We start from the raw sequence: 19,646 nt of genomic DNA, 5'->3' as shown, positions 1-19,646 counted from the left end.
TAAGAAGGGCAAATTCCCTTCACCAACTGTCTCGGACGGAAGACCAATGGCGTGAGCCACGGGTCTGCTGGGGCGCCCTTACAGATTTTGGGCAAGGAACGCAACGGATAAACGCTGGCAGGACGGCGGGTGCGGCCAACGATGGCTTGATAAGCGTCGGCGTGTCACATATATGTTGTCGCCATGGAAGTGCTGCAAACGCCGGTCTTTGCAGAATGGTTTGCTGCGCTTCGCGATCACCGGCCGCGGTCGAAGATTGCCGGACGGATTGCCCGGTTCGAACTGGGATTGCTGGGCGATGTGAAGTCGGTGGGCGATGGCGTGCTGGAGGCCCGTGTCGATTTCGGTCCGGGCTATCGCCTTTATTTCGTGCGGCGCGGGGACCGGCTGATCGTCCTGCTGGTTGGTGGCGACAAGTCGAGCCAGCCGCGGGACATCGCCAGGGCAAAGGATATGGCGGCCCGGATCGATTGAGCTGACGCTCATCGACCCGGCCAAGGAGGCTGGTATGACGATCGAATTGACCCGCTTTGATGCGGCTGAGGCGCTGACGCAAGCGGAGGATCAGGCGGAACTGCTCGCCGATGCGTTCGCCACCGGTGACGTGCATGTCATCACCCAGGCCATCGGGATCGTGGCGCGCGCGCATGGCATGACCCAGCTGGCGAAGGCAACGGGCATGAAGCGCCAGCAACTTTATCGGATGCTCGGCCCCGAAGGGAATCCGACGCTGGGCAGCATGTTGAAGCTGCTGCCGGCGCTGGGCCTGCGGATGCGGATCGAGGCGGCTGCCTGATCGATGGCCCGCTTCGGCAGTGGCGATAGGTGCCACCGCCGAAGCGAGGATGCTCCTAGACCCGGTCCGCCTGCACCACCGTATCGAGGGCGCGGAGCGCCGAGACGATGCGGCTCAGATGCTGGGCGTCGGCCACTTCCAGGTCGATGATGTCGGTGTGGAAGGGGCCTTCGCGATTGACCAGTTGCAGGTTGAGGATGTTCGCCTTGGTCGCGCCGAACACATTGGCGACCGCGGCGAGCGCACCGGGCTGGTTCTTGACGATGACCTGCAGCCGGGCGGTGCCGCCCTTGGACTTGCTGTCCCAGCTCAAATCGACCCAGTCGTCGTCCTGGCCGGCCTCCAGCGTGCGGCAGTCGATGGTGTGGACCTCGATCGGCTCGCCGGTGCGGCGGATGCCGACGATGCGGTCGCCCGGCACCGGGTGGCAGCATTCGCTCAGCTTGTAGGCGATGCCCGGCGTCAGGCCGCGGATCGAGACCGGGGCATGCTGGCGCGGATGGGCTTCTTCCAGTTCCTGGCCGCTGGTGGAGCCGGGGATCAGCGCCTCCATCACCTCGGAATCGAGCAGGCGATGGGTGGCGATCGCCACCATCAGCGAGGCACGATCCTCCAGCTTCAGCCGCTTGAGCGCGGCATTGAGCGCCTTGTCGCCCAGCTCGCTCGCCAGTTCGGGCGAGAAGCGGCCGATGATTTCCTCATAGAGTTTTTCGCCCAGCGCCACTTCCTCGCCGCGCTGCTTCTGGCGGATGAAGCGGCGAATGGCGGCGCGCGCCTTGCCGGTGATGGCGAAGCTGAGCCAGCCGGGCTGGGGTTCCTGGCCGGCCGATTTCAGGATTTCGACCTGGTCGCCATTTTCGAGGCTGGTGCGCAGCGGCACCACCCGGCCATTCACCTTCGCCCCGACGGTCTGGTTGCCGAGCGAGGTGTGGACGGCATAGGCGAAATCGACCGGGGTCGACCCCTTGGGCAACTGGTGCAGCTCCCCCTTGGGCGAGAAGGCGAAGATGCGATCCTGATACATCGCCATGCGGGTATGTTCGAGCAGCTCGTCGGCATCCTGGCTCTGTTCCAGGATTTCGACCAGGTCGCGCAGCCAGGCGGCATTCTGGTCGGTGGCGTCGCCCTTCTGCTTGTAGGCCCAGTGCGCCGCGAGGCCGAGTTCGGCGTCATTATGCATGTCGCGGCTGCGGATCTGCACCTCGATACGGGCATTTTCCTGATGGATGACCGTGGTGTGCAGCGAGCGATAGCCGTTGCGCTTGGGGGTGGAGATATAATCCTTGAACCGGCCCGGCACCATCTTGAAGGTCTGGTGGATCACGCCGAGCGCGCGATAGCAATCCTCGGTCGTTTCCGTGATGACGCGGAAGGCCATGACGTCGGTCAGCTGTTCAAAGCTGATGTGCCGTTCCTGCATCTTCTTCCAGATGGAATAGGGATGCTTTTCGCGGCCCGACACGGTCACCGACAGATTATGGCCGCCCAGCAGCAATTGCAGCTCCGCGCCGATCCGGTCGACCTTGTCATGGCCGCCTTCCTTCAGTTGCTCCAGCCGCTTGGTGATGCTGTCATAGGCTTCGGGTTCCAGCACGCGGAACGAGAGAAGCTGCATCTCGCGCATGAAGTCATACATGCCGATCCGCTCCGCCAGCGGGGCATAGATGTCCATCGTCTCCTTGGCGATGCGACGGCGCTTCTGTTCATTCTTGATGAAGTGCAGCGTGCGCATATTGTGCAGCCGGTCGGCCAGCTTCACCAGCAGCACGCGGATATCGTCCGACATGGCGAGCAGAAACTTGCGCAGATTCTCGGCCGCCCGCTCATTTTCGGACATGGCCTCGATCTTGGAGAGCTTGGTCACGCCGTCGACCATGCGGGCGACATCCTTGCCGAACGCCTCCTCAATCTCGTCATAGGTGACCAGCGTATCCTCGATCGTGTCGTGCAGCAGCGCCGTCACGATCGTCTGGTCGTCCAGATAGAAGTCGGTCAGGATACCGGCGACCTCGATCGGATGGCTGAAATAAGGGTCGCCGCTGGCACGCTTCTGGCTGCCATGCTTCTGGACGGAGAAGACATAAGCGCGGTTGATCATCGCTTCATCCGCATCCGGATCGTAGCGCTTTACCCGTTCGACAAGTTCATATTGACGTAGCATCGTTTCCCGATTGTGTGGGAAGCGCCTTGCAGCGCAACAAAAAAATCCCGATCTGTGTGATTTGGGTTGCCTTTGTGCAACTTTTGCAACGGCTGCCGCTTTGCGCTATTAGATCGACATCATGAAACATAATCTTGCCCAGGACCTGGAACAATGCGCCCTTCCCGCCGCGCTGGAGGCGATGGGTGAGCGCTGGTCCTTCCTGATCCTGCGGGGCGCCCTGTCGGGCATTCGCCATTTCGAGGAGTTCCAGTCGACGCTGGGCATTGCCCGCAACATCCTGGCCAACCGCCTCGCGCGGCTCGTCGAAAATGGCATCATGCTGCGCCAGCCGATGCAGTGCGACCGGCGCAAGGTCGAATATCGGCTGACCGAAAAGGGGCAGGAACTGGCCCCCGCGATGATCGCGCTGCGCCAGTGGGGCGAGAAATGGGGCAGCGCGCCGCCCTTCTGCCAGGTGCTGGCGGACAAGCGCGATGGCATGCCGATCCGTGCGATCGCGATCCAGGCGCATGACGGCCGCACGCTGGACCTGAGCGATCTGGTCTGGCTGTGCCGCGACGAAGTGACCCCGATGGCGCAAGAGCCGGCTGCGGCGGCCTGATACCGGACGACGGGGCGGCTTCACCATGGCGCTGAAATCGCCTAGGCTGTCGGCAATGTCAGTCCATCCCCTGCAGCCCAAACCCTTTTTCGCGGACAAGAATCGCGCTTTCTGGAACCTCCAGTCGCTTGGCTGGGCCGGGGCCTTCCTGCTGCGCGGGTCGTCCACCATCGCCAATGGTCAGCCGCTGTCCAGCCTGATCCCGGTGCTGATCTCCACCGTCACCGGCTATTCGGCGACCTTGCTGATCGCGGTCGCCTTCCGCTTCCTGCAAAAACAGCGGCCGATCCTGACCTGGGGCGCGTCGATCGTCACCGTGGTCGCCGCCGCCGCGATGGTCGCCTTCATCGATGCCTGGGTCTTTTCGACCCAGAACAAGGGCAGCGAAACCGCCGGGTTGCAGCTGTTCCTGGGCGCCTTCTATCTGTCGATGACGCTGCTGGGCGCCTGGTCGGCGCTCTATTATGCGATCAACTTCTACCTGACGGTGGAGGAACAGGCGGACCAGCTGCTGCATCTGGAGAATCAGGCGTCGAGCGCGCAGCTCGCCATGCTGCGCTATCAGCTCAATCCGCATTTCCTGTTCAACACGCTCAACTCCATCTCGACCCTGGTGCTGCTCAAGGAAACGACGCGCGCCAATGCGATGCTGTCGCGGCTGTCCTCCTTCCTGCGCTATACGCTGATCAACGAGCCGACCGCGCAGGTGACGATCGAGCAGGAGATTGAGACGCTGAAACTCTATCTGGAGATCGAGAAGATGCGCTTCGAGGACCGGCTGCGGCCGTCCTTCGACGTCCATCCTTCGGTCGCCCACGCACGCCTGCCGTCGCTGCTGCTGCAGCCGCTGGTGGAAAATGCGATCAAATATGCGGTCACGCCCAAGGAGGAAGGGGCGGAAATCTCGGTGTCGGCGCAACCTGCCGGTGAAAATGTCCGGATCGTCGTGTCGGACAGCGGGCCGGGATTGAACGATGGCGCAATGAAGCCACACATTCCGGTCAGCGAGGGGACGGGCGTCGGCCTGCCGAACATCCGGGACCGGTTAATTCAGGCCTTCGGGGAACGACAGCGGTTCGAAACGCGTTCCACGCAAAGCGGATTTTCGGTCATCATCGAAATTCCGCTTAACATGGATGAAACATCGAAAGTGGCCGCATGACCATCAGAACAATCCTCGTCGACGACGAAAGCCTGGCTATCCAAGGCCTTAAGCTCCGTCTGCAAGCGCATGAGGATGTCGAAATCATCGAGACCTGCACCAATGGCCGCGAAGCCATCCGTGCCATCAAGACGCATAAACCCGACCTTGTGTTCCTCGATATCCAGATGCCCGGCTTCGACGGCTTCTCCGTCGTCCAGGGGATGATGGAGGTCGAACCGCCGCTGTTCATCTTCGTCACCGCCTATAGCGACCATGCGATCCGCGCCTTCGAGGCACAGGCGGTCGATTATCTGATGAAGCCGGTGGACGAAGGCCGCCTGGCCGATGCGCTCGACCGGGTGCGCCTGCGCCTGTCCGAAAAGAAGCAGGTGCAGGAAGCGGAAAAGCTGCGCGAGGTGCTGGCCGAAGTGGCGCCCGACGCGATGCACGACTTTGCCAATGGCGATGAAGATGCGCCGGCGTCGAACCGCTTCGAAAAGCTGATCAACATCAAGGATCGCGGGCAGATTTTCCGCGTCGACGTGGATTCGATCGAGCGGATCGACGCGGCGGGCGACTATATGTGCATCTATACCGCCGACAACTCGCTGATCCTGCGCGAGACGATGAAGGATCTGGAAAAGCGGCTCGACCCGCGCAATTTCCAGCGCGTCCATCGCTCGACCATCGTCAACCTGAGCCAGGTGCGTCAGGTGAAGCCCCATACCAACGGCGAATGCTTCCTGGTGCTGGAATCCGGCGCCCAGGTGAAGGTCAGCCGTTCCTACCGCGACGTCGTCGCGCGTTTCGTCCACTGACGAAACGGCGCCGGCCGCCCGTGCAGGGGCGGCCGGCCGTTTGGTGCGGGATGGCCTGAACCGATCCCGCGCCTTCCTCAGTCCATCGTCCGCACCGGACGGACGATCAATTCGTTCACATCGACATCGTCGGGCTGTTCCACCGCATAGGCGATGGCGCGGGCAATGGCGTCCGGCGTCAGGGCGATGGCGCGGAAATCCTCCATCGCGGCGGCGGCGCCCGCTTCGGTGATGGTACTGGCCAGTTCGGATTCGACCACGCCGGGCGACACGATGGTCACGCGGATATCGTCATGCTCCATCCGCAGCCCGTCGGAAATGGCGCGCACCGCATATTTGGTCGCCGAATAGACGCCGCAGGTCGGCCAGACGCGATAGCCGCCGATCGACGAGATATTGACGAAATGGCCGCTGCCCTGGGCCTTGAAGCGGGGCAGGGCGGCGGCGATGCCGTGCAGAACGCCGCGGATGTTGACGTCGATCATCCGGTCCCATTCCTCGACCTTCAAACTATCGAAGCGCGACAGCGGCATCAGCCCGGCATTGCTGACCAGCACGTCGATGCGGCCAAATTCGGCCTGCGTCGCGGCAATGAACGCCTCGACATCGGCGCGATCGGTGACGTCGAGTGCGCTGAAGGCGACCTGGCCGCCGGCAGCGTTCAGTTCGTCGGCGAGCGCGGCCAGCCGGTCGGTGCGGCGGGCACCCAGCATCAGCTTCGCCCCGCGCGCCGCCAGCAGCCGCGCCGTGCCCTCGCCAATGCCGCTGCTGGCGCCGGTGATCGCGATGACCTTGTTCTCGATAGCCATGATTGAAGCTCCATCCTTGGGGCGGATCGACATCCGATCCGATGGAGCAGGAATGCGCCCGTTCGGCATCGGGGCGGTAGAATGGTCCTGCGCCATGATTGCACGATATTCCGAATGAATGATCAGACGTGGCCATTTGTCGTCTTATGTGCTATCAGGATTGCCTGAAATTCCTGGAAGGGGGTGCGCATGAGCCATGAGCATCTGGGCGAGCAGATCGCCCGCCATATGGACGCGGACGGCATAGTCGACACGGCAGTCCCGCGCCTGACGCTGGTGCGCTGGTCGCAGCCGGGCGAACCGGTGCATATGCTCCAGCGCCCGGCGCTCTGCATCATCGCGCAGGGTGCCAAGCAGGTGATGATGGGCGACGCGGTCATAGCCTATGGCCCGGCCAGCTATCTGGTCGCTTCGCTCGACCTGCCGATCACCGGCACGGTGACGCAGGCGGATGCGGACAGCCCCTATCTCTGCTTCTGCCTCTATCTCGACCCGGCGATGCTGTCCGACATCGCGCTGACCCTGCCGGCGGCTGCGGCGGTGGAGGAGGGGCGGGCGCTCTCGCTCCATCCGATCACGCCCGAACTACTGGACGCGGCGAGCCGGCTCACCGGACTGCTCGGCCAGCCGGACAGTGCCGCCCTGCTGGCGCCATTGGTCGAGCGGGAATTGCTGCTGCGGTTGATGATGGGACCGAGCGGCGGGTTGCTGCGTGCGATTGCCAGTGGTGACAGCCGCACCGGCCAGATTGCGCGCGCGATCCGCTGGCTCAAGGCGCATTATCGCGAGCCGTTCAGTGGCCCGGTGCTGGCCGATCTTGCCGGCATGAGTCTGTCGAGCTTCCACGATCATTTTCGCCGCGCGACGGCGATGACGCCGCTGCAATATCAGAAGCAGCTGCGGCTCCAGCAGGCACGGCAGATGATGCTGGCGGAGCGGATCGACGCGGCCGAGGCCGGCTATCAGGTCGGCTATGACAGCCCGTCCCAGTTCAGCCGTGAATATCGCCGCCTGTTCGGCGCGCCACCCCAGCGCGACGTCGGCCGGTTGCGCGCCATGCCGAACCGGGCGCTGGCGATCTGAGATCGGGGGTATTTCCCTTAGCGGAACACCCATTGCCGGTTGAGGCCGAACACCACGGCGGGGGTGAGGAAGATCATCGCCGGGATCGGCGACCATTCGGGCCAGCGCATATGGGTGACGCACAGATAGACCCACAGGGCGTTGAGCGCATAGCTGACCAGCGAGACGGCGACGAAGCGGAAACCGCGCGCGGCATGGCCCGATTGGCTGCCATGGCCGCGGAAGGTGAAGGCATTGTGCAGCACATAGCCGATGACCACGGCACAGAGATAGCCGATGCCGTTGGCGACCTGCGGGTGGAGGCCGACTGGTGCCGCCAGCGTCCAATAGATCGCCGCCTGGCAGGCGGTGATGAACAGGCCGCTGATGCCATAGCGCAATATCTGCCAGAACAGGGCCTGATGGGCCGGCGACAGTCGGTCGATGATTTTCATGGAGCCCCGTTGCGCTTTGGTGTGGAGCGTCTAATCCACCGGCCATGAATTTGCAAAGCTGGCCTGCTTTTCGCGCCCGCGCGCCCCATTGGTTCGCGATCCTCACCGCCTATGCCGATCGCCACTGGAAGTGGCTGACCTTCCTGATCTGGATCGCGATCCTGGTCGGCATGCTGGTCGACCGCTGGCCCGCCATCCACTGGCTGACGCTGAGCGACACGGACGACAATATCCGCTTCGTTCAGGTGAAGGACTGGCTGGCCGGGCAGGGCTGGTATGATCTGCGCCAATATCGGCTCGATCCACCGGGCGGCGCCAATATCCACTGGTCGCGGCTGGTCGACATCCCGCTCGCCGGGCTGATGCTGTTCTTCCGCGCCTTTGTCGAACAGGATCTGGCCGACCGGCTGGCCTGTGCAATCGCGCCGCTGTTGCCGCTGTTCCTGCTGATGCTGAGCCTGGGGTCGATCGCGCGGCGGCTGGCGGGCGATGCGGTCGGTGCGCGCTGGGCCTGGCTGTTCGCGGTGCTGGCGCCGCTCGCTGCGCAGATGGGCCTTGGCATGTTCGCGCCGATGCGGATCGACCATCATGGCTGGCAGCTGGCGCTGGCGCTGACGATGATGGCGGGCCTGATCGATCGCAACTGGCTGCGCGGCGGCGTGGTCGCAGGCGTGTCGAGCGCCCTGTCGGTGGCGATCGGCATGGAGATGATCGTCTATCTGGCCGCCGGCGGCGCGCTGGTGGCGCTGCGCTGGGTATTCCGCGATGGCGCCGGGCGGCGGATGCTGCCCTATGGCCTCAGCCTCGCGGGGGCGACGTCGCTCTGCTACGTCATCTTCGCCAGCTACGATAATCGCCACATGGTGTGCGATGCCATCTCGCCCATCTGGGTCGCGGTGTTCGGCGCGGCGGGCGCGGGCATGGTGCTGCTCAGTCGCCTGCCGCTGCGGCTCTGGTGGCAGCGGCTGATCGCCGGCATGATCGTCGGCGGGGCGGTGGGCCTGTTCTTCCTTCTGAACTGGCCGCAATGCCTGACTCCCTATCAGATCTCGCCTGAGCTGCAGCAGCTCTGGCTCGCCAATATCCGCGAGGCCAAGCCGATCACCGCGCAGGCGCAGAGCCTGGTCGTGCCGCTGATGGCGCTGCCGGCAGTGGGCCTCCTCGGCCTGCTCTGGGCGCTGTGGGATGTGCGGCGCGACAGCGACCGGCTGTGGGCCTTCGCGACGATCGGCCTGATGATGCTCTTCTCGACCGCTCTGCTCTTCTGGCAGCTGCGCGCCGGGCCGGCGGCGCAGTTGCTGGCGATCCCGCCCGCGGCATGGGCCGGATGGCGGCTGGTGACGGCGATCTTCACCGGGTCGCGCCGGGTGCGCATCCTGGCGGGCATCGGCGCGCTGCTGGTCGGCGCCATCGCCTGTGCCTATCCGCTCTATCCGCAGGTGATCGCGCTATGGCAGCAGGCGACCGGCACCAAGCCCAAGCCCTGGCGCCCATCCGCCATCGCCCGCACCGATGCGATCAAGAAGGCCAATGGCCGATGCCGCACGCTGCCCGCGCTCGAGGTGCTGGACCAGCTGCCGCCGGCGACCATCTTCACCATGGTCGATCTGGGACCGCGCATCATCGCCACGACGCATCATAGCGCGGTCGCAGGCCCCTATCACCGCAATGGCGCGACGATTCTCGACATGCATCATGCCTATGACGGGCCGGCGGATGCCTTCCGCCCGATCGCGGCCAAGCATCATGCGACCTATTTGCTGGTCTGCCCGAATTTCCCCGAGGGGACCATCTATCAGTCGCGTAGCCCCCGTGGCTTCTATGCGGGCCTGATGCGCGGCACGATTCCCGCCTGGTTGCAGCCAGTGACGCTCAAGACGGCGATGACGCTGCCCTACACGCTCTACCGCATCAATTATTCAGCGCCGGGCGGCAAAAAAGTCGCGCAGCAGCGCTGATCCCTCCGCCTCGGCCAGCCCGCCATAGATTTCGGGGCGGTGCAGGCATTGGGGCTGGGCAAAGAGGCGCGGTCCCTGTTCGACCGCGCCACCCTTGGGGTCGGACACCGCATAATAGAGCCGGGCGACCCGAGCGTGTGAAATTGCGCCCGCGCACATCGGGCAGGGCTCCAGCGTCACCCACAGGTCGCAGGCGGTCAGGCGGAAATCGCCGAGATGGGCAGCGGCAGCGCGAATCGCGACCATTTCGGCATGGGCGGTGGGATCATTGTCGCGGCGGTTGCGATTCTGGCCCTCGCCGATGACTATGCCGTTACGCGTGACCACCGCGCCGATCGGCACCTCGCCTGCTGCTTCGGCCGCGCGGGCCAGCGCAAAGGCGCGGCGCATCGGTTCGGGCAAGGGAAAGGGCGAGGTCATGACCCCGCCCTTAAAGAGTGTTGGAGAGGCGCGCCAGAGCGGGCCTAGCCGACGCTCCAAAGCCCGCGAATCGGATCAGGGTTTCTTCACGTCCACGGTCGGAACCTCGACGGTTTCGTTGCGGCTGCCCACTTCGACCTTGGCGACGCTCGCCTCATATTTGGGCAGGGCGCCCTGTTTTACCTGGACTTCGGGCAGGCGGCCTTCCTGAGTCTTCTGCAGGTCGATGAATCCGGTTGCTATCCCGCCGCCGATGACGATAAGCGCGATCAGCAGCAATACGCCGATGAAACGCATGGCACTCTCCTCTGTTGAACGGGGGGATGAACGCGGGGCCCGGTGAAATGGTTGCGATAGTGCCACGAACCGAGCGGAAGGTTGACGGCGAGCGGGAATCCCGCTATCGGCGCCGCTTTCCGAACGAACCCGAATTTCAAAGGTTGATTGACTATGTCGCGCATTTGCGAGCTGACCGGTAAGGGTCGCCAGGTGGGTCACAATGTTTCCCACGCCAACAACAAGACCAAGCGCGTGTTCCTGCCGAACCTGCAGAACGTGTCGCTGATCTCCGAAACGCTGGAAACCACCGTCAAGCTGCGCGTGTCGACCCATGGTCTGCGCTCGGTCGAGCATAATGGCGGCCTCGACAACTGGCTGGTCAAGACCAGCGACGACAAGCTGTCGCTGAAGGCCCGTCGCCTGAAGCGCGACATCGTCAAGAAGCAGGCTGCCGCAGCCGCCTGATTCGCTTCGATTCGTTTCGGCATAAGAAGCGGCCTGGCAACAGGCCGCTTTTTGCGTTTCTTGATATTCCCTGCGCCGCACCGGCCCGCAGCCCGACCCTGATCAATCCAATCGGAATTTCAGCAGCAACGTGCGCTGGAAGAATTCGTGATTGTCGTCGGATGCGACCCACAGGATCGTCCGGCCCTGTTCCCGGCTGAGTGCCAGTCCTTCGAAATTGTCGGCCAGCAGGGGCGGCGCCAGCCGAGCCAGCGTCCGGGCGCGCAGCTCCGTGTTCGGTGCGGGATGCGCCGGCAGCTCGATCATCGCGATCGTTGCGGTGAACAGTTCCTGCAGGGTCAGGCGCCGGTTCAGCACCAGCAGATGGCGATCGTCCAGCGCGACCATGTCGGTCGGGCGATAGCCCTGCGGCGCGACATAATGGAGATGGATCGGATCGGCCGTGTCATGCTCGGCCGGATCGCCCGACCAGAGCAAGGTGTCATGATGGCCGTCGGCGGTCATGCCCATCTCGCCGATCGCGATGAAGCGGCCGTCGGGCAGGCGGGTGAAGGACTCGATCGATCCGGTCTTGGGCCAGGCGACGATTTCCGGCCAGGTCCGGCACGCCTCCACCCGCGCGAAGCCCGGCGAATAGCGGCAGATCGCCTGGAGCAGCTCGAACCCGACCCAATAGCGGTCGTTGGCCGGATCATGGGTCATGGATTCCGAATCCCAGGACCACCAGGGCCGGTCCCTGTCCTGCGCCCTTACCGGCAGCGGCGCGATGAAGGGGCGGCGGCTGGCGCGGCCGGGGCCGACATGGAAGCCCATCAGCACGCCGGCATCGCTCAGCGCCAATATCTGGCCCGGTCCGTCGACCAGCAGCGAGGATATGCTGCCAAAGCCCGGATTGTCGCTGCCAAGCTGCCAGCCACCCAGATAGGTGAGCGTGCCCACCCGGCGGCGCTCGGGATCGCTGCTGTCGAGCGGCACGGCCCGCGCCGTCACCAGCAAGGTGCCCGGCCGCACGGCGGCGGGCTTGGTGGACGGCGGGGCAGGCAGCAGCAGGATCGCGAGAGCGAGAACGATCAGGATTCGATGCATCGCGCTCCGCCATAGGGGAAATGTCGGCGGGACGCAGCAGGGGAGTGGCGAAGCGTTGCCAGCTGAACGGTGGCTGTCACCGCCATTCAGGCTCCACTCAACGCGAATCAGTCATAAGGGCATCAATCCTGGTGATCGGCCCGTCCGGTTCACCGCGGAAATGGCAATCTGAGGAGCAACGCCATGAAGATGAAGTATCTGATCAATCTGGGTGCTGCGCTCGCCATGGGCGCTGCCTCCCTCGCCGTCACCGCGACGCCCGCCATGGCGCGCGATGGCTGGGGCCGCAGCTATGAGCGCGGCGACTATTACCGGGGTGATCGCGGCTATCGCGGTTATCGGGGTGACTATTATCGCGGCGACCGTGGCTATCGCGGCGGTTATCGCGGCAATTATTACCGCAATGATTATCGCGGTTATCGTGGCGGCTATCGCTGCCGGGACAATGGCACGGGCGGCACCATCATCGGTGCGATCGCCGGTGGCCTGCTCGGCAACGAAGTCGGTAAGGGCAGCAGCCGCTATGGTCGTGGCGACGGCACCACGGGCGCCATCATCGGCGCAGGCGTCGGTGCGCTGGCTGGCCGCGCGATCGACCGCAACTGCTAAGCGTCACCCCATCCGGTGACGATGAAGGGCCGTCCCCGTGAAGGGGGGGGCGGCCTTTTGCTATCGGGCGGCATTGCCCCCGGCCTGTCGCCGGTCGGCGCGGGCGGCCGCGACGGCGGCGGGGTTGAGCCCGGCCTCCTGCGGCGAAGCGGCACCAGCGCGCGCATCCAGCTTCGCCGCGGCGGCATTGAGCGCGCTGGCTTCGGCCGCGCTGACGCCGCCGACGCCATCATCCTGGCCGGAATTGCAGGCGCCCAGCGCCAGCAGGAGCAGCAGGGCAGGTCGCTTGATCACTCGCCGGTCCTTTCGCGCATAAGAAAAGGGCCGCTCCCGTTTCCGGTGCGGCCCTTTTCCAAGAAACTCTTCCCGAAAGGGAAATTACATCGCGTTGGCGACGTTGTTGGTCGCGTTCGAAGCGGCGTTCGCAGCGTTGTCGGCAGCGTTCATCGCGGCGTTCATGGCGTTGTCGGCAGCGTTCGAAGCGTTCTCAGCAGCGTTGGAGGCGTTGTTGGCAGCGTTTTCGGCGGTGTGGCCACCGCAAGCAGCCAGACCCAGCGAAGCGGCGAGAACGAGCGAAAGAGCAATCGACTTGGACATGGGCAAACCCCTCTCAGAGAAAAAAAAGATGCAGACCACTCTCGGAGAAAAGCTCACCCCCCATTGCGCCTGCGCGCTGATTCGTAATGCTTTGGGCGAAGCAAGGCAATCCCATTCCTGAGCGGGAGGGCCTGATAAGGCGCGGTTTTTGTCGGAAGTGCCCGCAATGGACGGCCATTGACGCATATAAAGATTTCTTTATATGATTGCTGCATGAGTGGCGCCCTCGACATTTTCCGGTCTCTTGGAGACCCGACGCGGCTGCGCATCGTCCACCTGTTGCGGGCGATGGAACTGGCCGTGGGCGAAGTGGCGCAGGTGGTCGACCAGAGCCAGCCGCGCGTGTCGCGCCATATCCGCATTCTCGTGGAATCCGGCCTGGTCGAACGGCGCAAGGAGGGCAATTGGGTCTTCCTGCGGCTGGGGCAGGCGGCATCGGTCCAGCCCTTCATCACCTTGTTCGACCAGTTGCAGCCGTCGGCCGCCGAGGCCGCATGGCAAAATGCAGATCTCGCGCGCCTTGCCGCCGTGCGGGCCGAGCGGGCGCGCGCCGCCGAAGCCTATTTCGCCGAACATGCCGAGGAGTGGGACGCGATCCGTTCGCTTCATGTCGCCGAAGCCGATGTGGAAGCGGCGATGCGCGCGATGCTGGACGGGCAGGCGATCGGCCATCTGCTCGACATCGGCACCGGCACCGGGCGGATGATCGAATTGTTCGGCCCCGCCGCCGATCAGGTGACGGCGCTTGATCGCAGCCCCGATATGTTGCGGCTGGCCCGCGCCAAGCTGCCCGAGGATGCCGGCGACAAATATGCGCTGCTGCTCGGCGATTTCGCCGCGCTGCCGATCGATCCCGCCAGCGTCGACACGGTGCTGCTGCATCAGGTGCTGCATTATGCGCAGGCGCCCGAGCAGGTGATCGGGCAGGCGGCGCAGGTGCTGCGCCCCGGCGGCCGGGTGCTGATCGTCGATTTCGCCGCTCATGAACGCGAAGAGCTGCGCACCCGCGACCAGCATGCGCGCCTGGGCTTTTCCGACATGCAGATCGAAGGCTGGTTCGCGCAGGCGGGCCTGGAACTGGAGCGGGTGGACATGCTGCCCGGCCAGGAACTGACGGTACAATTATGGCTCGGGCGCCAGCGCGGCGCCGCCATCCTGCCCATCGAAGAACGGATTTCCGCATGACCCAGACTGACCGCGCTCGCCATGATGCCGAAGGGCCGCTCTATGCGGACCTGGCCGGCGACCTCAATGTGAGCTTCGAATTCTTCCCGCCCAAGACGGAGAAGATGGAGGAGCAGCTCTGGTCGGCGATCGAGACGCTGACGCCGCTGGCGCCCAAATTCGTGTCGGTGACCTATGGCGCGGGCGGCTCCACCCGCGAGCGCACCCATAATACGGTCGCGCGCATCGCCAGGGAAACGCCGCTGGCCGCCGCCGCGCATCTGACCTGCGTCGCCGCCAGCAAGGCCGAGATCGACGAAGTGGCCGACGCCTATTGGGAAGCGGGCGTGCGCCATATCGTCGCGCTGCGCGGCGATCCGCCGGAGGCCGGCACCGCCTTCCAGCCGCACCCCGATGGTTACAAGGGCGCGGCCGAACTGGTCGAGGGGCTGCGCAAGCGCCATGATTTCGAGATTTCGGTCGCCGCCTATCCCGAAACCCATCCCGATGCGCTGAGCGCGCAGAGCGACATCGACAATTTGAAGCGCAAGATCGACGCCGGCGCGACCCGTGCGATCACCCAATTCTTCTTCGAGGCGGACACCTTCTTCCGCTTCCGGGACACTGTCGCCGCCGCCGGCATCGACGCGGACGTCATTCCCGGCATCATGCCGGTCAGCAATTTCGCCGCGGTCCAGCGCATGTCGGCAATGTGCAACACCGATGTCCCCGCCTGGATGGGCCGCCTGTTCGACGGGCTGGACCAGCATCCCGCCGCGCGCCAGCTCGTCTCTGCCACGCTGGCGGCCGAACTGTGCCGCAACCTCTATATGGGCGGCGTGCGCGACTTTCATTTCTATACGCTCAACCGGGCGGAACTAAGCTATGCGATCTGCCATCTGCTGGGCCTGCGCCCGCAGGTGACGGTGGACGCCTGATTTGAAACCATCCCCTCCGTTCGGTTCGAGCTTGTCGAGAACCGGTAGCGCGAGGGTTCTCGACAAGCTCGAACCGAACGGGACGAGGGGATATGACGATGAACGCTGAACAGAAATTGCGCGCCCTGGCGGCGGAAAAGATCCTGATCTTCGACGGTGGCTATGGCACGTCGATCCAGAAGCATGGCCTGACCGAAGCCGATTATCGCGGTGACCTGGACCTGGCCAAGGACCAGAAGGGCAATAACGATCTTCTGTGCCTGACCCGGCCGGACATCGTCGAGGGCATTCATACCGCCTATCTCGACAATGGCGCCGACATGATCGAGACCAACACCTTCTCGTCCACCAAGATCGCGATGGCCGATTATGGCTGCGAACATCTGGTGTGGGACATCAATGTCGCCGCCGCCAAGATCGCGCGGGTCGCCTGCGAAAAGGCGACGGCCAAGGACGGCAAGCCCCGCTTCGTCTGCGGCTCGATCGGCCCGACCAACAAGACGCTGTCGATCTCGCCCGACGTCAACGATCCCGCCTACCGCGAGGTCGACTATGACACGCTCAAGGCCGATTATCGCGAACAGTGCGACGCGCTGATCGCCGGCGGCGTCGACTTCCTGCTGATCGAAACCTGCTTCGATACGCTCAACGCCAAGGCCGCCGGCATGGCCGCGCGCGAGGCGGAGGCAGCGGCCGGCCGCTCGGTGCCGGTGATGCTGAGCTTCACCATCACCGACATGTCGGGCCGGAATCTCTCGGGCCACACGATCAACGCCTTCTGGTATTCGCTGCGGCATCTGAAGCCGCTGACCATCGGCGTGAACTGCGCCTTCGGTGCGGACCTGCTGCGGCCTTATCTGGCCGAACTGTCGAAAAATGCCGACACGCTGATCCTGGCCTATCCCAATGCCGGTCTGCCCAATGAACTGGGGCAATATGATGAGTTGCCGGAAACCACCGCGAAGCTGATCCGTCAGTGGGTGGACGAAGGGCTGGTCAACATGGTCGGGGGCTGCTGCGGCACGACGCCCGCCCATATCGGCGCGGTGGCGAAGGCGCTCGACGGCCACAAGCCGCGCCAGGTGCCCGAACTGACGGTCGTGACCCGCCTCGCCGGCCTCGAACCGATGCACATAGCTGCCTGAAACCTCCCACCGTTCGGTTCGAGCTTGTCGAGAACCGGGCGCGCAACGCTTCTCGACAGGCTCGAAGCGAACGGATTGATAGAATGACCACGCAGACCTCCACCGCCACCTTCGTCAACATCGGCGAGCGCACCAATGTCACCGGCTCCGCCAAGTTCAAGAAGCTGATCATGGCCGGCGACTATGCCGCGGCGATCGACATCGCGCGCGAGCAGGTCGAAAATGGCGCGCAGATCGTCGATGTGAACATGGACGAGGGCCTGCTCGACGCGGTCGAGGCGATGACCACCTTCCTCAAGCTCATGACGTCGGAACCGGACATCAGCCGCGTCCCCGTCATGATCGACAGCTCCAAATGGGAAGTGATCGAGGCGGGCCTGAAATGCGTCTCCGGCAAGCCGGTCGTCAACTCGATCAGCATGAAGGAAGGTGAAGAAGCCTTCCTGCATCATGCGAAACTCTGCATGGCCTATGGCGCCGCCGTGGTCGTCATGGCCTTCGACGAGACCGGCCAGGCCGACACCCAGGCCCGCAAGGTCGAGATTTGCGAGCGCGCCTACAAGCTGCTGATGACCATCGGCTTCCCGCCCGAAGACATCATCTTCGATCCCAATATCTTCGCCGTGGCGACCGGGATCGAGGAGCATAACAACTACGGCGTCGACTTCATCGAGGCCTGCCGCGAAATCAAGAAGCGCTGCCCGCACGTCCATATCTCGGGCGGCCTGTCGAACTTCTCCTTCTCCTTCCGTGGCAACGAGCCGGTGCGCCGGGCGATGCACTCGGTCTTCCTCTATCATGCCATCCCCGCCGGCCTCGACATGGCGATCGTCAATGCCGGGCAGCTCGACGTCTATGACGCGATTGACCCGGCGCTGCGCCAGGCCTGCGAGGACGTCCTCCTCAACAGCGATCCCGAAGCCGGCGACCGCCTCGTTGCGCTCGCGGAAAGCTTCAAGGGCAAGGATGCCGCGTCGGAAAAGGCCGCGCAGGAATGGCGCGGCTGGCCGGTCGCCAAGCGCCTCGAACATGCGCTGGTCAAGGGCATCGACATGTATGTGGTCGAGGATACGGAGGAATGCCGCCTCGCCGCCGAAAAGCCGATCCAGGTGATCGAAGGCCCGCTGATGGACGGCATGAACGTGGTCGGCGACCTGTTCGGCGCGGGCAAGATGTTCCTGCCCCAGGTGGTGAAGTCCGCCCGCGTCATGAAGAAGGCGGTGGCCCATCTTCTGCCCTATATCGAGGCGGCCAAGGAACCCGGTGCCAAGGGCAAGGGCAAGATCATCATGGCGACGGTTAAGGGCGACGTCCATGATATCGGCAAGAATATCGTCGGTGTCGTGCTCCAGTGCAACGGCTTCGAGGTGATCGACATGGGCGTGATGGTGCCCTGGCAGGACATCATCAAGGCCGCGAACGAGAATGACGCCGACATGATCGGCCTGTCCGGCCTCATCACCCCCTCGCTCGACGAGATGGTGACGGTGGCGGCCGAAATGCAGCGCGCCAACATGACCATGCCGCTGCTGATCGGCGGCGCGACCACCTCGCGCGTCCACACCGCGCTGCGCATCGATCCGGCCTTCACCGGCCCGGTCGTCCATGTGTTGGACGCCAGCCGCGCCGTCGGCGTTGCTACGGCGCTGGTGTCCGAAACGCAAAAGGCCGATTTCGTCCAGAAGACCAAGGATGATTATGAGCATGTCCGCGTCGCCCGCGCGAACAAGGGGCAGAGCCAGCTCCTGTCGCTTGAGGACGCCCGCGCCAACGCCTTCGAAATGGACGAGAGCCTGAAGGCGCCGCGCCCGCTGCTGCCCGGCACCCACCGCTTCCCCGACTGGGATCTCAAGGATCTGGTCAACTATATAGACTGGACCCCCTTCTTCCGCGCCTGGGAACTGGCCGGCAATTATCCCGCCATCCTGGAGGACGAGATTGTCGGCGAAAGCGCCCGCAGCCTGTTCGCCGACGCGCAGAAGATGCTCCAGAAGATCATCGACGAGAAATGGCTGACCGCGCGCGGCGTCGCGGGCCTGTGGCCCTGCCGTCGTCAGGGCGACGACATCATCGTCCATGTCGAGGACGAGAAGCATTACACCCTGCCGATGCTGCGCCAGCAGATCGCCAAGCGCGAAGGCCGGGCCAATATGTGCCTGGCCGACTTCATCAGCCATGATGGCGACTGGATGGGCGGCTTTGCCGTGTCGATCCACGGCATCGAGCCGCATCTGGCCCGCTTCAAGAATGCGATCGACGATTATTCGGACATCCTGCTCAAGGCGCTGGCCGACCGTCTGGCCGAAGCCTTTGCCGAGCGGCTGCACCATTATGTCCGCACCGCCTTGTGGGGCTATGCCGAGGGCGAGCAGCTGACCAACGAGGCGCTGATCAAGGAAGAATATCGCGGCATCCGCCCGGCGCCCGGCTATCCGGCTTGCCCGGAACATAGTTTGAAGCCGATCCTGTTTGAGATGCTGGACGCCCATCATGCGACCGGCGCGACCCTGACCGAAAGCTTTGCCATGCTGCCGACGGCGGCGGTCAGCGGTTTCTATTTCGGTCACCAACAGGCGGAATATTTCGGCGTCGCCCGCGTCGGCCGCGACCAGCTGGAAGATTATGCCGCCCGCCGCGGCATCGACCTGGAAACCGCCGAACGCTATCTGCGCCCGAACCTGGACTGACGCCCGGCGCCTCCCTCCATCGGGGGTGGTCGCCTGCTTCCCCATGCCCGGCGGTGCCATGCGCGCCTCCGGGTAATTGCGGTCTTGCGCGCGGGGGGCGGTCGATGGCTAAGTGCCGCCGACGACAGGCATGGGGGCAGGATGGCACGGCATCTCGACGAGCGGACGTTGCGGGTGGTCGGCTGGATCGCGACCGTCACCGCCATCCTCATGTATGGTTCCTATCTGGACCAGATCCGGATGAACCTGGCCGGGGACAAGGGATCGGTGATCCAGCCGCTGGCGACCGTGCTCAATACCTGTCTGTGGGCGGCCTATGGCTGGCTGCACAAGGACAAGGATTGGCCGATCATCGTCGCCAATGTGCCCGGCATCATCCTGGGCGCGACTTGCCTCTACACCGCGCTTTAGGGCTGATCTTTGCTTGAAACTAAGTCGCAATTGCATTC

The 19,646-nt window shown here is 64.3% G+C and carries 22 protein-coding genes; 14 read left to right on the top strand and 8 right to left on the bottom strand.

Annotated elements, in window-relative coordinates:
• The first annotated feature begins 183 nt into the window (after positions 1–183).
• On the top strand, positions 184–474 hold the full coding sequence (locus BRX37_RS07705; protein ID WP_125986122.1) for a type II toxin-antitoxin system RelE/ParE family toxin: 291 nt from the start codon (positions 184–186) through the stop codon (positions 472–474).
• Positions 475–508: 34 nt separating this feature from the next.
• A complete protein-coding gene (locus tag BRX37_RS07700; protein ID WP_125986121.1) occupies positions 509–796 on the top strand; it encodes an addiction module antidote protein in 288 nt (95 codons plus the stop codon).
• Positions 797–851: 55 nt separating this feature from the next.
• Here the strand turns inward: BRX37_RS07700 and BRX37_RS07695 are convergent, their stop codons facing one another.
• A complete protein-coding gene (locus tag BRX37_RS07695) occupies positions 852–2,957 on the bottom strand; it encodes a RelA/SpoT family protein (RefSeq protein WP_004210474.1) in 2,106 nt (701 codons plus the stop codon).
• Between the two features lie 121 nt (positions 2,958–3,078).
• Here BRX37_RS07695 and BRX37_RS07690 point away from each other — a divergent pair, with 121 nt between their 5' ends.
• Genes BRX37_RS07690 through BRX37_RS07680 form a run of 3 tightly spaced genes read left to right on the top strand, consistent with a single transcriptional unit; the run spans position 3,079 to position 5,523 of the window.
• The gene (locus tag BRX37_RS07690) at positions 3,079–3,561 is read left to right on the top strand and encodes a winged helix-turn-helix transcriptional regulator (protein WP_004210475.1); all 483 of its coding nucleotides are present in this window, start codon (positions 3,079–3,081) and stop codon (positions 3,559–3,561) included.
• A 55-nt stretch (positions 3,562–3,616) separates the two neighbouring features.
• A complete protein-coding gene (locus tag BRX37_RS07685; RefSeq protein ID WP_004210476.1) occupies positions 3,617–4,723 on the top strand; it encodes a sensor histidine kinase in 1,107 nt (368 codons plus the stop codon).
• Entirely contained in the window at positions 4,720–5,523 is an 804-nt protein-coding gene (locus BRX37_RS07680) for a LytR/AlgR family response regulator transcription factor (RefSeq protein WP_004210477.1), read from the top strand. The genes BRX37_RS07685 and BRX37_RS07680 overlap by 4 nt, the downstream gene beginning before the upstream one ends.
• Positions 5,524–5,600: 77 nt before the next feature.
• On the opposite strand, the gene BRX37_RS07675 is transcribed toward BRX37_RS07680, so the two are convergent.
• Entirely contained in the window at positions 5,601–6,332 is a 732-nt protein-coding gene (locus BRX37_RS07675) for an SDR family oxidoreductase (protein ID WP_125986120.1), read from the bottom strand.
• Positions 6,333–6,521: 189 nt separating this feature from the next.
• Between BRX37_RS07675 and BRX37_RS07670 the strand changes: the two genes are divergently transcribed.
• Complete coding sequence (locus BRX37_RS07670) at positions 6,522–7,415, top strand: AraC family transcriptional regulator (protein WP_125986119.1); 894 nt, start codon at positions 6,522–6,524, stop codon at positions 7,413–7,415.
• A 17-nt stretch (positions 7,416–7,432) separates the two neighbouring features.
• Here the strand turns inward: BRX37_RS07670 and BRX37_RS07665 are convergent, their stop codons facing one another.
• Positions 7,433–7,849, bottom strand: coding sequence for a GtrA family protein (locus BRX37_RS07665; protein WP_017502990.1), 417 nt, complete (start codon positions 7,847–7,849; stop codon positions 7,433–7,435).
• Positions 7,850–7,893: 44 nt separating this feature from the next.
• Between BRX37_RS07665 and BRX37_RS07660 the strand changes: the two genes are divergently transcribed.
• Positions 7,894–9,807, top strand: coding sequence for a hypothetical protein (locus BRX37_RS07660; RefSeq protein WP_125986118.1), 1,914 nt, complete (start codon positions 7,894–7,896; stop codon positions 9,805–9,807).
• Here BRX37_RS07660 and BRX37_RS07655 read toward each other — a convergent pair.
• Complete coding sequence (locus tag BRX37_RS07655) at positions 9,769–10,227, bottom strand: nucleoside deaminase (protein WP_125986117.1); 459 nt, start codon at positions 10,225–10,227, stop codon at positions 9,769–9,771. The genes BRX37_RS07660 and BRX37_RS07655 overlap by 39 nt on opposite strands.
• 75 nt (positions 10,228–10,302) lie before the next feature.
• Entirely contained in the window at positions 10,303–10,524 is a 222-nt protein-coding gene (locus tag BRX37_RS07650; protein WP_125986116.1) for a hypothetical protein, read from the bottom strand.
• 153 nt (positions 10,525–10,677) lie between these two features.
• On the opposite strand from BRX37_RS07650, the gene rpmB reads away from it, so the two are divergent.
• Positions 10,678–10,971 (top strand): 50S ribosomal protein L28, encoded by a 294-nt coding sequence (gene rpmB, locus BRX37_RS07645; protein ID WP_004210484.1) that lies wholly within the window; start codon positions 10,678–10,680, stop codon positions 10,969–10,971.
• 102 nt (positions 10,972–11,073) lie between these two features.
• Here rpmB and BRX37_RS07640 read toward each other — a convergent pair whose 3' ends face one another.
• Positions 11,074–12,057, bottom strand: coding sequence for an esterase-like activity of phytase family protein (locus BRX37_RS07640; protein WP_125986115.1), 984 nt, complete (start codon positions 12,055–12,057; stop codon positions 11,074–11,076).
• A gap of 183 nt (positions 12,058–12,240) precedes the next feature.
• Between BRX37_RS07640 and BRX37_RS07635 the strand changes: the two genes are divergently transcribed.
• The gene (locus tag BRX37_RS07635) at positions 12,241–12,666 is read left to right on the top strand and encodes a glycine zipper 2TM domain-containing protein (protein ID WP_125986114.1); all 426 of its coding nucleotides are present in this window, start codon (positions 12,241–12,243) and stop codon (positions 12,664–12,666) included.
• A gap of 60 nt (positions 12,667–12,726) precedes the next feature.
• Here BRX37_RS07635 and BRX37_RS07630 read toward each other — a convergent pair whose 3' ends face one another.
• Positions 12,727–12,960, bottom strand: coding sequence for a hypothetical protein (locus BRX37_RS07630; RefSeq protein ID WP_125986113.1), 234 nt, complete (start codon positions 12,958–12,960; stop codon positions 12,727–12,729).
• 84 nt (positions 12,961–13,044) lie between these two features.
• Positions 13,045–13,263, bottom strand: a complete 219-nt coding sequence (locus BRX37_RS07625; protein WP_125986112.1) for a circumsporozoite protein — start codon at positions 13,261–13,263, stop codon at positions 13,045–13,047.
• A 213-nt stretch (positions 13,264–13,476) separates the two neighbouring features.
• Between BRX37_RS07625 and BRX37_RS07620 the strand changes: the two genes are divergently transcribed.
• The 5 genes from BRX37_RS07620 to BRX37_RS07600 all read left to right on the top strand — a co-directional run bounded on the left by BRX37_RS07620 (position 13,477) and on the right by BRX37_RS07600 (position 19,608).
• Complete coding sequence (locus BRX37_RS07620; RefSeq protein WP_125986111.1) at positions 13,477–14,448, top strand: ArsR/SmtB family transcription factor; 972 nt, start codon at positions 13,477–13,479, stop codon at positions 14,446–14,448.
• Positions 14,445–15,365: a methylenetetrahydrofolate reductase gene (gene metF / locus BRX37_RS07615; RefSeq protein ID WP_125986110.1), complete on the top strand. Its 921-nt coding sequence runs from the start codon at positions 14,445–14,447 to the stop codon at positions 15,363–15,365. Before BRX37_RS07620 ends, metF begins: the two co-directional genes overlap by 4 nt.
• A gap of 98 nt (positions 15,366–15,463) precedes the next feature.
• Entirely contained in the window at positions 15,464–16,510 is a 1,047-nt protein-coding gene (locus BRX37_RS07610) for a homocysteine S-methyltransferase family protein (protein ID WP_125986109.1), read from the top strand.
• 83 nt (positions 16,511–16,593) lie between these two features.
• Positions 16,594–19,197, top strand: a complete 2,604-nt coding sequence (metH, locus tag BRX37_RS07605) for a methionine synthase (protein ID WP_125986108.1) — start codon at positions 16,594–16,596, stop codon at positions 19,195–19,197.
• Positions 19,198–19,338: 141 nt separating this feature from the next.
• A complete protein-coding gene (locus BRX37_RS07600; RefSeq protein WP_004210495.1) occupies positions 19,339–19,608 on the top strand; it encodes a SemiSWEET family transporter in 270 nt (89 codons plus the stop codon).
• Positions 19,609–19,646: the final 38 nt, after the last annotated feature.

Origin of the sequence: Sphingomonas sp. S-NIH.Pt3_0716 (assembly GCF_003950715.1) — a bacterium.
Lineage (GTDB): Bacteria > Pseudomonadota > Alphaproteobacteria > Sphingomonadales > Sphingomonadaceae > Sphingobium > Sphingobium yanoikuyae_A.
The sequence above is the reverse complement of the archived record's forward strand: the minus strand, read 5'-3'. Positions and strand labels throughout refer to the sequence as shown.